Origin of the sequence: Aeromonas sp. R1-1 (assembly GCF_040908495.1) — a bacterium.
In the GTDB taxonomy this organism is placed as follows: domain Bacteria; phylum Pseudomonadota; class Gammaproteobacteria; order Enterobacterales; family Aeromonadaceae; genus Aeromonas; species Aeromonas veronii.
In genome coordinates this window covers 1-11,914 of sequence record NZ_JBFODV010000011.1, presented here as the reverse complement: position 1 = coordinate 11,914, position 11,914 = coordinate 1, and the positions used below count along the sequence as shown (strand labels likewise).

Genomic DNA, 11,914 nt, shown 5'->3' with positions numbered 1-11,914 from the left:
GGCCAGCAGCTGATGGGCAGCCGCGCGGGTCTGATCCAGATCAGCCAGATGGGTATCACAGAGGGTCTCCAGCTCCAGCAGGTTGGGGGCCATCATGTCGGCCACCGGCAGCGCCTGCTCGGTCAGAAAACGGGTGACGCCGGGAGCGACGATACACCCCTTCTCCGGATGACCCATCACAGGGTCGCAGAAGTAGATGGCATCGGGGTTGGCCGCCTTGACGGCGTTGACCACGGTCAGGATCTCGTCCCCCTGCTCGGCAGAGCCAAGGTAGCCGCTCAGCACGGCGTCACACTGGCTCAACACCTCGATATTGCCCAATCCTTTCACCAGCGCACTGATATGACCCGCCGGCATCGCCATCCCCTGCCACCCCTGGGCATATTGGGTGTGGTTGGAAAACTGCACCGTGTTGATGGGCCATACATCCATGCCGAGGCGACGCATGGGGAAGACAGCCGCGCTGTTGCCGGCACAACCAAAGACCACGTGGGACTGAATAGAGAGAACGGATTTCATCGGGAATACCACAGCAAAGGATCAGCAAGGTGGGCAATATATCGGATGAAGATAACGATGCGCCACCTTGGCGCGGGATGAACCGGCAATTTCCTGACTAAAGACAGGTTTTTTACGCCATTTGGCCCACGTCGACAAGGTGAGCGGAGCCATGATGCGCCGCGTCCGTCCGTCACATCCCGTTGCGTTCAACAGCATGACGGGCAAAGTGATAGACCCATCCCTCATCACACGGCATGTCACTGGGTGGCGAAATCAGCTCAGGCAACACAGTCACCTTGCCACCAGCGGCATATTGCAGCGCCATCAGGGCGCAGAGCGCCGCATCGTAGCGATCGGTGCCGACCAGCACGTCCGCAGGCAGCAAGGCCGCCAGCTCGGGCCGTGCCGGGGAGGCCTTGCCGCCCACTTTGGCCAATGCCGGATAGACCTCCAGCACGGTGCGACTGGCCTTCGGGGCAACGGTCGGCACCAGTTGCAGATCCGAGAGCCGCGGCAGCATGGAGAGCGCCAGGGTCGCATTGTTACCGAGCCGGTCGAAGGTGGCCGAGAGCGGCTTCTTGCCGTACTGCTGATACAGCCAGCGCTCGCAGTCGCGATAGGCGTAGGGGTTGTCTATCTCCCGCTCGGGAGCGGCGCAGCTGTGTGGCTGGCCATTAAGCAGATCCCGCAAGGCGCGGGGAAAAGCGAGTGGCGCATCGATACCGAGCGCCAGTTGCGGGCAGGCTTCTACCTGCATCAGGGTCAGCTCGTTTTGCAGGGCGGGACGCAGCAGAGCGGCCAGATCTGGCGCCACCCGCGAGCTCAGACGAAACAGCGGCGACACCCCGAGCCAGTGCAGGCGGTTGGATTCGGCCTGCCAGCCCACCACGGCCACCGCCTGGGCACTGCCCTGCCAGCCACGCACATCCCAGCCGATCCCGATTGCACTCATCTGCCCTGCCGTCATCAATTACCTCTGTTCGCCTGTCACAAGTTACAAGAGGCACAGGGTAATCAGCAGAGGCCCTTAACGCAAAGCGAACTGCCTTGGTCAGAACGATTTCTGGAAGTTCACCAGTGGCAGAATGGGGAACACGCCGTTGGCGGCATAGTTGGCCAGCCCGATCTGCAAGCCATCGAGGTGCTTGGTCGCATTGATAAAGCCAATCTGGAAGGTGGTACGCTCGGCATAGTTGACGAAGCCGACGTTGGCCAGCGCATTGCCCTTGGCGATATTGACCGCCCCCCAGTTGAGCCCCTGTACATTGTTGGTCAGGTTGACCAGCCCCAGATTGACGCCGGTATCCTGCCCTTCGTGCCAGTTGATGGCGTTGATGGCGACCCCGCCAAACTGGTGACGCACCCGACCAGCACCGAGGAAAATCCCGAGCTGCAGGCCGCTGAACTGATCCACATCGGAGAGGGCGAAGATTGGCAGATCAATACCCTTCACCTGACCGGTCCGACCGTAGAGCAGCGAGGCGCGCGCGCCTTCCACCTGATGGGACGCGGGCAAATTGACCCCGGGCAGCGAGACCTGCACCGGAGTACTGGCCTGCGCGACACCGCACAGAGTCAGGGCGCTGCATGCCAGCAGCAGGCGGGAGAGTGTCATGGAAAGTTCCTTGGGCCATTGAGAGTGGCCCGATCCTAACAGTCAGGGGCGAGTGTGGGCACACCAGCAGGGACGAGGTGCGTCACGATACGTCACGGGTGGCCCTCTCACCTCTCCATCAGGACTTGCGAAAGCGCCACCTCAAGAGCAATCGGCCACTTTTTCACAGCGAGTGGTTCCTCTTCCTTTCTTTGCCTGAGCGAACTGCCTAAAATAGTCGCCCTGCTGTATCCGGCATTCATCCATCTAGAGGATTTCCCATGGAGACGTTTCTGCTCGAAGGTCACCCCTTCGTTGCCTTGTGTGACCTTATCAAACATCAGGGGTGGGCCGATTGTGGCGGCGCCGCCAAAGCCCTCGTTGCCGAAGGGCTGGTCGAGGTGGACGGTCAGGTCGAGACTCGCAAGCGCTGCAAGATCGTGGCCGAACAGGTGGTCAACTTCAACGGCATGAAGGTCGTGGTGAAAGAGGGCGTCAGCCCGGAGATTGGCTAATCCCGTCTTGGGGAGCCACTCTCCGGCAACCCGCTAGCTGGCCTTGATCGACAGGGTCAGCACAAAACGCGCCATCGCCTCATCCCCGTTCAATGACGGACAGGTGGCCACCACCTGGATGGGGCGATTGATGCGCTGACCGCTTGCCAACGATTCGTCGATCATGGCGTCAATCTCCTCCCCCGCTGCGCAGTCGAACTGCACATCCCCCTCCGGTCGTTTCAAAAACTCCCCCTGCACATCCTTGAAGGCGAAGTGCACCTTCTTACGCCGCTGCCGCCCCTTCTCCATCACCAGTAGACCACCTACCAGATCGGCGCCGGTCGCCAGCGCGCCAAAATACATGCTGCCCAGGTGGTTGCGGGTACGCCAGCCAAGAGGAATGCGAATGCGCAGCGCCTTGGCGTTCATCTCTTCGATGATCGGGGCACAAAACCCGATGACGGGAATATAGCGCCAGGCAAACAGCCGAAGTGCCAGATTGGCTTTGAAGCGTTGCAAATCCATATGCGAACTGATCCGATGAGTTAATGTAAACAACATGTTGCCTGCATCTGCGCCATTCGACAAGCACAGGGTTCACGGTTACGACCTTTTGCCCAACGCAAAAAAACAGAGGGAACCGCACCGGTTCCCTCTTTTCGTTCATGTCGCTGTTACAGCAAATGTGCCGCTCAGGCGCGCTTCTCTTCCAGCCAAGCCCCCTGACTCTGCATCTCGAACAGCTGGGCATAGTGACCGCCGAGGGCCATCAACTCACCATGGGTACCCCGCTCATTCACCTGACCGCGGGAGAGCAGCAGGATCTCGTCCGCATCGACGATAGTCGAGAGGCGGTGGGCGATGGCGATGGTGGTGCGGCCACGACGGGCGGCAGAGATCGCCTGCGACAGCGCCAGCTCGGTCTGGGAGTCCACGCTGGCAGTCGCTTCATCCAGAATGAGGATACGCGGATCTCCCACCAGTGCACGGGCAAAGGAGAGCAGTTGCCGCTGACCGGCGGAGAGGTTCTTGCCCCCCTCCTCCATCAGGGTGTTGATCCCCTGTGGCAGGCTGCGCACAAAGTCGGCCAGCTGCACCTCGCTCAACGCCTGCCAGAGCCGCGCTTCGTCTATTCCGGCGCGGCCGAGACGCAGGTTCTCCGCCAGGGTGCCGACGAAGATAAAGGGATCTTGCTGCACCAGCCCGATGCTGCGGCGCACCGCCGCCAGCGACAGGGTATCCAGTGCGTGATCATCGAAGCGGATCTGCCCCTGATCCAGCGGATAGAAGCCCATCAGCAAGCTGATGATGGTGGACTTGCCGCTGCCGGTATGGCCCACCAGCGCCAGCATCTGGCCCGGTTTTGCGGAAAAACTAACCTCCCGCAGCACCTGTTGCTCACCATCGTAGGAAAAGCTCACCCGCTCGAAACTGACCCGCCCTTCCAGCGGGATCATCTCGCCCTCGGTGCTTTCGCGGGTTTCATCGAGCAGGGCAAAGACCCGCTCCCCCGCCACCATCGCCTGCTGCAACTGGTTAAGCTGGTTGGTCATCTCGATGAGTGGCTCGATCATCCGCCCCAGATAGCTGATAAAGGCGTAGAGCACCCCTACCTGAATAGCACCCGCGTGGCTCCCCCCCTCATGGGCAAACAGCGCCAACAGGCCGATCAGCACCATCATGTAGAAGAGATCGATGAGCGGACGCAGCAAAATGCCGTTGATCTTGAGGCTCTTGATCCGTGCCGACCAGTGCTGCTGGTTCACCTCGGCAAAGGCGTTGGCAAAGTGGCGCTCCTGCACCATCGCCTGGATCACCGGCATCCCCTGCAGCGACTCGTTGAGGCGGCTGTTGATGTCGGAGAGCAGGCTGCGAGTCGCTCGCACCACCGGCACACTCAGTTTCTGGTAGAGCCACATCACCCCGCCCACAGCGGGCAGCAGCAGGGAGCAGACCAGCATCAGCCGCAGATCCAGCAGCGCCATGGAGATAAGGATGCCGCACAAGAGCACCACCTTTTGCACCAGCAAGCCGATCACCTGCACATAGAGGTTCATGATCGCCTCGGTGTCGTTGGTGATGCGGGAAATCAGCGAGCCGGATCGATGCTTGTCAAAGTAGCGGGCCGGCAAGCGGATGGCGGTGGCAAACACCTGCTCGCGCAAGGTTTGCACCACCGCCTGGGCGATACGGTTAAAGCGCAGGGATTGCAAATAGAAGCCCGCCGCCGAGAGTACCTGTAAGCCCAGATAGCCCGCTGCAATCAGGGCTATGGTGGGCAGCACGATATTGCGAGGCGCCAGATAGTCATCGATAAAGAGCTTGATCAGCAGCGGCCCGGCCACTTCGGCGCCGGTGGCAAGCAGCAAACAGATCCCCGCCTGGATCAGCCAGCGAGGATACTGGGCGCAGTAGGCGAGCAGTCGTTTAATGGTCGGATTCACAGGCTCTCCTCCACCGCTTCTTCGAGACGCTGATAACGCACCATATCTGCATACCAGCCATTGTGCGCCATCAGGGCACCGTGATGACCCCGTTCGCTAACGGTTCCCTGCTCCAGCACCAGGATCTCGTCGGCCTGCTCCACCGCCGTCATGCGATGGCTGACCAGGATCAGGGTGCGACGATGGGCTTTGAGAGCGTGCAGAATTTGCTGCTCGGTGTGGGCATCCACCGCCGAGAGCGCATCATCGAGCACCAGAATGGGCGCATCCAGCAGCAGGGCGCGGGCAATGGCCAGCCGCTGTTTCTGGCCGCCGGAGAGGGTCACCCCTTTCTCCCCCACCTCGGTCTCATAGCCTTTGGGGAAACGCACGATATCATCGTGGACACAGGCAATGCGCGCCACCCGTTCGACCTCCTCGCGGCTCGCATCGGGTTTGCCGAGGGCGATATTGGCGGCGATAGTGGTGGAAAACAGGAATGGCTCCTGCGGCACATAGGCAAACTGGCTGCGCAGTGTGGCGAGCGGCAGCTGGTCAATCGGAACGCCACCCATGACAATCGAACCGTGAGTCGGATTGGCAAGGCGCATCAACAGCTTGAGCAGGGAGCTCTTGCCTGCCCCGGTGCGCCCCACCACCCCGAGCATCCCCCCTTGCTTGAGGGTAACGTCGATATCCGCAAGCAGGGTGCGCTGCTCAAGTTGATAGCTCACCCCTTTGATCTGCAAAGGAAAGGCAGAGGTAAACGCGGCAGGCTGGGCGGGCTCTTCGATATCGCTACGCTCCCCCAGCAGGCTTTCGATACGGGAGTAGGCGGCGCTGCCCCGCTCGATGATGTTGAACAGCCAGGCGATGGCAAACATCGGCCAGATCAGCTGGCCGAGGTACATGGTGAAGCTGGTGAGCTCACCCAGGGTCAACTCATCGCGCAGCACCAGCACACTGCCCCCCGCCACCGCGAGGAAGTAGGAGCAACCGATACAGAGATAGATGACCGGATCGAACTTGGCATCGATGCGGGCCACCGCCATATTGCGCTCCCCCGCCTGTTTGGTCAGCTCGGCAAAACCTTCATCTTCCAGCGATTCAACCGCATAGGATTTCAACACCCGCACGCCGGAAAGGGCCTCCTGGGTCTTGTTATTGAGCTTGGAGAAGGCCCCTTGCGCCGCCTTGAACTGGGTGTAGATCTGGGTGCCGAAGCGGTTCATGAAATAGGCCATCACCGGCAGCGGCAGCAAGGAGACCAGCGTCAACTGCCAGGAGTACTGGCTGCACATGATGGAGAGCACCAATACCCCGACCATGATGGAGTCCACCAGGGTCAACACCCCTTCGCCAGCGGTCATCTCCACAGCCTGAATGTCATTGGTGGCATGGGCCATCAAATCGCCAGTACGGTGGCGCTGATAAAAATCGGGGCTCATCCGGGTGAAATGACTGAACAGGCGATTGCGCAACACATAGGCCAGACGGTAAGAGGCACCGAACAGCATCACCCGCCAGACGTAGCGCAGCAGATAAATCAGCACACCCAGACCAAACAGCCCCGCCAGATAGCGCATCAGGGTACCATTGTCGAGACCGCCCTTGGTGATGCCATCCACCACCCAGCCCACCACTTTGGGCGGAATAACGGTCAACAGGGCCACCATCAGCAGCAGGGAGATGGCAGCCAGATAACGGGGCCACTGCTCCTTGAAAAACCAGCTCAATCGTAAAAATACGCTCACACCACCAACCTTTAGCGCTCTCTGCCCGTGACCGCTCCAAGGAGCGGCCATCAGAGAAGCCACGCAGAAATAGAAGAATGAAAACAATCGCCTCCGGCTGGAGGCGATTCGAACGAAAGCTCATCATATCCCGAACCGGGATGGTTGAGAATAATTACTATTTAATTCACTGTGACATGCGATCATCCCCTGATGAATAGGGATTATACGAATTTTCATGCTGCTCACCGGTCAACAGGAAGTGTGACACTTCTTCCCGGGTCTGGCTGAACACCTGTTGCAACTGCTCCAGATCCGTCTCGCTTAGCACCTCGTTTTGCCGCAGGCGCCACTCCAGCTCGCCAGCCACCAATTGCAGACGGGCCGCCGAGATATTGGCAGACACCCCCTTGAGGGTGTGCAGCAGCTTGCTGGCCACCTCGGGCTGCTGACGGCGCAGGGCAGAGCGGATCTCCCACAGATCGTCCTTGTGCTCCGACATGAACAGCTTGAACAGGATCTGCAATGCCTCCTTGTCCTGCTCCAGCCGCTTGAGTGCATCCTGCAGATCGAGGATCCCGATCATATCCGGCGGTTTCACCTCCATGATCCCCGCCTGCTCCACCCCTTGCGGCTTTACCCACTGCAGCAGGTTGTTGTAGAGATCCAGCTTGCTCACCGGCTTGGTGACATAGCCATTCATCCCCACCCCCAGGCAACGCTCCTTGTCACCGGGCATGGCACTGGCGGTGAGGGCAATGATGGGCACATCGTGTTTGTCGACCATCTTGCGGATCTGGCGGGTGGCATCGAGTCCGTCCAGCACCGGCATCTGCAAATCCATCAGGATCACGTCAAAAGGCTGCTCTGCGACCCGCTCCACCGCCTCCCGACCATTGCTGACCACACACACTACCGCATCGACGCGCCGCAGATACTCGATGATGAGCTGCTGATTGACCCGGTTATCTTCCGCCAACAGCACTCGGGTACCCTGCAACAGGGATTTGAAGTGTTGCTGATCCCCCTGTGCCTCGGCCTTGCGCAGGTTGAGCTCGTAAGAGCTGCCGTTGAGCAGTTCGTCCACCTTGGCCAGCAGGGCATTTTCGGTCATCGGTTTGGGAAGAAAATGGGTCAGCCCCAAGCTATCCATCCGGGCGTGCAGCCCCTCTCTGGCCCAGGCGCTGATCATCAGGATGGGGATCCGCCGCCACTGGCTATGCTGATACATCTCCAGCGCCAGATCGAGCCCATCCTCCTGACCCATGCGCCAGTCGAGGATCGCCAACCGCAGATTCGGTCCCTCTTCACGGAGCAGCTGACGGGCGCGGGAAAGGGAGTTAACCGGCAGCACCCGCACACCCGCCCGAGTCAGAATGTCCCGGGCCAGATCCAGCACCAGTTCGTTGTCATCCATCACCATCACCAGCGGCTGGTTTTCGAAGAAGACTTTCCGTCCAGCCACGCCGTAGACCGCCTGCGCCATCGGGATATCGAACTTGAACAGAGAGCCGACGCCAGGCTTGCTCTCTACGGTGATCCGCCCCCCCATCAGCTCCACCAGCCGCTGGGAGATATTGAGTCCGAGTCCCGAGCCGCCATATTTTCGGGTATTACCCGCCTCCAGCTGGGTAAACGCCTGAAACAGTTGGGTCTGCTTCTCTTCGGCAATGCCGATTCCGGTATCGCGCACACTGAAGCGGATCCGCATGGGATGAGGATTGGCCAGCTCGATGCAGACTTCAACTTCACCGCGTTCGGTAAACTTGATGGCGTTGTTCACCAGATTGACCAGCACTTGTCCCAATCGCAAGGGATCCCCACGCAAGAAGACCGGCACTTCCGGTGACTTGCGAATAACCACTTCCACATGCTTGCGCTCCGCCAGATCGGCAAACATGCCCGCCAGCGAATCGAGCTGCTCGCTGAGATCGAAGTCGATCTCCTCCAGTGTCAGCTTGCCAGACTCCACCTTGGTCAAATCAAGGATGTCGTTGATCAGCAGCAGCAGGGTATCGGATGAGGATTTGATCTTGCCCAGATAGTCCCGCTGTTGCTGATCCAGTTCGGTCTGCAGTGCCAGCGAGCTAAAACCTATGATGGCATTCATGGGGGTGCGGATCTCGTGGCTCATGTTGGCCAGAAAATCGCTTTTCGCCTGGGCCAGCAAGCCGGTCTGGCGCGACAACTCGCTCAGCTTCTGGTTGCGGCGCCACAGGGTGAAGGCCACCAGCGCAAAGCAGATCAAAGCCCCGCACAGCACCATCAGATAGAAGCGGTTCATCAAAGAGGAGGCGCGCTCCAGCTTGTCGAGTTTCCAGCGCACCAGACTCTCGATCACATGCATGTCGATGAGCTGGTAACGCAAGGTGTGATAAGCAATCACCTGCTGGCTCATCTCCTTGCTCAGGCGGATCAGGGTGGCGATCTCCGGCAAGTTGCCATAACGGGATTGCAACTGCTGTTGCAGCTGGTCAAGCGTAGTCTGTTCACGTTTGTCCCAACTGCGCTGCAGATAGTTGCTCAGTTGCGCCAACTCCTCCAGGTCGCGATGGAGAGCACTGTCTGACGGGCTTATCCCCCGCACCTTTTTAATCTGGGCCTGCAGGGGCGCATTGAGGTACTCGATAGCCATCTCAATGGCATGAAGCCTGGCCAGCGCCATCAGATAGTTGTCCATGTCATCAAGCAGAGCCTGGGAAAGGTCGTCTTGCACCAGCTCGGGATCGCTTCTGACTTCCCGTACAAAACCGTCAAGGGTGATGGATAACTGGTTCAGGCGCTGCTGGACATTGCTGTCATTGGCCTGCTCCCGCCCAAGCAGATAGAGGGTATCGGCGTTGATCCGGTTCAGCACCACCTCGGCCGCTTCGTTCAGGTTGTGGGCCTGCTGCTGCTGACTGAGCGACTGCCAGCAGTAGCCCGAAAAGGCAAGCAGCAGGGCAACAATCAGCCCTGGCACAGCACGGTTTTTCCGTGATCCTTTATTCATCCCGTCTCGACTCTCATCTGGTGGTCGCTGAATTATCCGGTCAGTCAATGAACCCAGGGGGAATTATCCACTCCCGCTGGGCACTGTGTTACCGTTATTGCTCTGATATTTCGCTATTGTTTCGCGATTGCTTCATTCTGGCTTTTCATCATATCCCCGGCCAGAGCTGATTTAGAAGGAACCAATTATGTCATTTATCACTACTTATTGTAGCCACTGCTTTACCAGGAACCGCCTGCCCGTTACCCATATCGATACATCTGCCAAATGCGGGCGCTGCAAAGCTCTCCTGTTCAGCCAGACCCCTTGCCTCGGGAATGCGGATAACTTCGATACCCTGATCAACTCAGACATCCCGGTCGTGGTCGATTTCTGGGCCAGCTGGTGCGGCCCCTGCCAGCAGTTTGCTCCGGTATTTCATGAGGTTGCCCATGAACTCGAACCACGGATGCGCTTTGCCAAAGTCGATACCGAGCAACAGAGCACCATTGCCGCCCGTTACGCCATTCGCAGCATCCCCACCCTGATGGTCTTCCAACAGGGCAAACTGGTGAACCAGATAAATGGCTCCTTGCCCAAGAGCATGTTCAAGCAATGGCTGGAACAGTTCATGGATGTTTGATTTATATTTCGCACATGTTTTATTTATGTGTTCATTTCCTCATTTTTATCAATGAGTATGTGAGTAGAGGCTGATTTTCAACATGTGAGTCTGTTTCAAACAAGTGAATGGATGTAATCTCGGCAACACAAAAACAACCATAAATTAACCGAGAGAACATTATGCACACATCGGCTGTACCCTCTGCTCCATCTCGCTGGCTGGACATCAAATCAGGGATCGTCATCCTGGATGTCTTGCTACTTTGTGCCATGCTCGCCTGGCTCCCGTTTGACCCCATGGTCAACAAGGGGCTAGGCATTCTGGTCTTTATCGCCATCCTCTGGCTGACCGAAGCACTGCACGTCACCATCACCGCGCTGCTGGTACCCCTGCTGGCTACCGTGCTCGGGGTGTTTGACATGAGCAAATCCCTCACCGATTTTGCCAACCCGATCCTGTTCCTCTTTTTTGGCGGTTTCGCCCTCGCGGCAGCCCTCTCCAAACAGGGACTGGATACCCTGATGGCAGGCAAGGTGATGCACCTAGCCAATGGTCATCTGGGTTGGGGCGTCATCCTGCTCTTTACCATCACAGCCGCCATGTCGATGTGGATCAGCAACACCGCTACCACCGCCATGATGCTGCCACTGGCGATCGGTATGCTGGCACGCCTCGATAGCAAAAAAGAGCGCGCCACCTTCGTCTTCGTATTGCTGGGGATTGCCTACAGCGCCAGTATCGGTGGCATCGGTACCCTGGTGGGTAGCCCACCCAACGCCATCGCAGCCGCCCAGATGGGGATTGGCTTCACTGACTGGATGAAATTCGGTGTTCCAGTAGTGCTGATCCTGATGCCCTGCGGCATTGCCCTGCTCTATCTGGTAACCCGCCCGCGTCTCAGCCACCGCGTCGAGATCCAGGATGTCACCATCAACTGGACCCGCGAGCGTAAAGTGACGCTGGCAATCTTCCTGACCACCGTTGTGCTCTGGATCGGCTCACAACCCATCTCCAACGCCTTTGGCGGTATTCCGCAACTCGACACCCTGATTGCCATGGGCGCCATCGTAGCCATCGTGGTCAGCCGTGTCGCCAGCTGGGATGACGTCAACCAGAACACCGACTGGGGCGTACTGATGCTGTTTGGCGGCGGTCTGACCCTGAGCGCCATTCTCAAAGCCACTGGTACCAGCGCCTTCCTGGCCAGCCATCTGTCGGCCGTACTCTCCAACGCAAACATTTTTGTTGTGTTGCTTATGCTGGCCGCCTTCGTGGTGTTCCTGACCGAGCTGGTCTCCAACACCGCCACCGCCGCACTGTTGGTTCCCCTGTTTGCCGGTGTCGCCGAGGCACTGGGTGTATCACCTGTGGTGATGTCTGTGTTAATCGCTATCGGTGCCTCCTGTGCCTTTATGCTGCCAGTCGCCACGCCGCCCAATGCCATCGTCTTTGCCAGTGGCCACATCCGCCAGAGGGAGATGATGAAAGCCGGTATGGCTCTGAACGTGGTCTTTACCGTGTTGCTCGCCCTGCTGGCCTACTTCGTTGGCGATATCCTCTGATCCACCTC

10 protein-coding genes are annotated in these 11,914 nt (G+C 58.8%); 3 read left to right on the top strand and 7 right to left on the bottom strand.

Annotation, left to right across the window (positions count from 1 at the left end):
* From pdxY to AB5Y92_RS00425, 3 genes are all read right to left on the bottom strand, one after another.
* The coding region (gene pdxY, locus AB5Y92_RS00435; RefSeq protein WP_368225109.1) for a pyridoxal kinase at positions 1–519 on the bottom strand (519 nt) is incomplete at its 3' end.
* Positions 520–691: 172 nt separating this feature from the next.
* Positions 692–1,468 (bottom strand): DUF429 domain-containing protein, encoded by a 777-nt coding sequence (locus AB5Y92_RS00430; protein ID WP_368225107.1) that lies wholly within the window; start codon positions 1,466–1,468, stop codon positions 692–694.
* Positions 1,469–1,552: 84 nt separating this feature from the next.
* Positions 1,553–2,116: a hypothetical protein gene (locus tag AB5Y92_RS00425; RefSeq protein WP_005333596.1), complete on the bottom strand. Its 564-nt coding sequence runs from the start codon at positions 2,114–2,116 to the stop codon at positions 1,553–1,555.
* 260 nt (positions 2,117–2,376) lie between these two features.
* Here AB5Y92_RS00425 and ybcJ point away from each other — a divergent pair, with 260 nt between their 5' ends.
* Positions 2,377–2,610, top strand: a complete 234-nt coding sequence (ybcJ, locus tag AB5Y92_RS00420; RefSeq protein ID WP_005361116.1) for a ribosome-associated protein YbcJ — start codon at positions 2,377–2,379, stop codon at positions 2,608–2,610.
* A 33-nt stretch (positions 2,611–2,643) separates the two neighbouring features.
* On the opposite strand, the gene AB5Y92_RS00415 is transcribed toward ybcJ, so the two are convergent.
* The 4 genes from AB5Y92_RS00415 to AB5Y92_RS00400 form a co-directional block, all read right to left on the bottom strand.
* Positions 2,644–3,117, bottom strand: a complete 474-nt coding sequence (locus AB5Y92_RS00415) for a DUF4442 domain-containing protein (RefSeq protein WP_019446113.1) — start codon at positions 3,115–3,117, stop codon at positions 2,644–2,646.
* A gap of 167 nt (positions 3,118–3,284) precedes the next feature.
* Positions 3,285–5,036, bottom strand: coding sequence for an ABC transporter transmembrane domain-containing protein (locus AB5Y92_RS00410; protein ID WP_368225105.1), 1,752 nt, complete (start codon positions 5,034–5,036; stop codon positions 3,285–3,287).
* Positions 5,033–6,769 (bottom strand): ABC transporter transmembrane domain-containing protein, encoded by a 1,737-nt coding sequence (locus AB5Y92_RS00405; RefSeq protein ID WP_236319788.1) that lies wholly within the window; start codon positions 6,767–6,769, stop codon positions 5,033–5,035. Before AB5Y92_RS00405 ends, AB5Y92_RS00410 begins: the two co-directional genes overlap by 4 nt.
* 166 nt (positions 6,770–6,935) lie before the next feature.
* Positions 6,936–9,740 carry a response regulator gene (locus tag AB5Y92_RS00400; protein WP_368225103.1) on the bottom strand — a complete coding sequence of 935 codons (2,805 nt, stop codon included), beginning with the start codon at positions 9,738–9,740 and terminating at the stop codon, positions 6,936–6,938.
* A 187-nt stretch (positions 9,741–9,927) separates the two neighbouring features.
* On the opposite strand from AB5Y92_RS00400, the gene trxC reads away from it, so the two are divergent.
* Together trxC and AB5Y92_RS00390 are read left to right on the top strand one after the other, a co-directional pair.
* A complete protein-coding gene (gene trxC, locus AB5Y92_RS00395) occupies positions 9,928–10,362 on the top strand; it encodes a thioredoxin TrxC (RefSeq protein ID WP_005352560.1) in 435 nt (144 codons plus the stop codon).
* Between the two features lie 161 nt (positions 10,363–10,523).
* A complete protein-coding gene (locus AB5Y92_RS00390) occupies positions 10,524–11,906 on the top strand; it encodes a DASS family sodium-coupled anion symporter (protein WP_005333606.1) in 1,383 nt (460 codons plus the stop codon).
* Positions 11,907–11,914: the final 8 nt, after the last annotated feature.

Bases quoted from the DNA above. Each gene is read 5' to 3' on its own strand.
- AB5Y92_RS00430 (WP_368225107.1), bottom strand. From the start codon at position 1,468: ATGACGGCAGGGCAGATGAGTGCAATCGGGATCGGCTGGGATGTGCGT.
- AB5Y92_RS00425 (WP_005333596.1), bottom strand. From the start codon at position 2,116: ATGACACTCTCCCGCCTGCTGCTGGCATGCAGCGCCCTGACTCTGTGC.
- ybcJ (WP_005361116.1), top strand. From the start codon at position 2,377: ATGGAGACGTTTCTGCTCGAAGGTCACCCCTTCGTTGCCTTGTGTGAC.
- AB5Y92_RS00415 (WP_019446113.1), bottom strand. From the start codon at position 3,117: ATGGATTTGCAACGCTTCAAAGCCAATCTGGCACTTCGGCTGTTTGCC.
- AB5Y92_RS00400 (WP_368225103.1), bottom strand. From the start codon at position 9,740: ATGAATAAAGGATCACGGAAAAACCGTGCTGTGCCAGGGCTGATTGTT.
- trxC (WP_005352560.1), top strand. From the start codon at position 9,928: ATGTCATTTATCACTACTTATTGTAGCCACTGCTTTACCAGGAACCGC.
- AB5Y92_RS00390 (WP_005333606.1), top strand. From the start codon at position 10,524: ATGCACACATCGGCTGTACCCTCTGCTCCATCTCGCTGGCTGGACATC.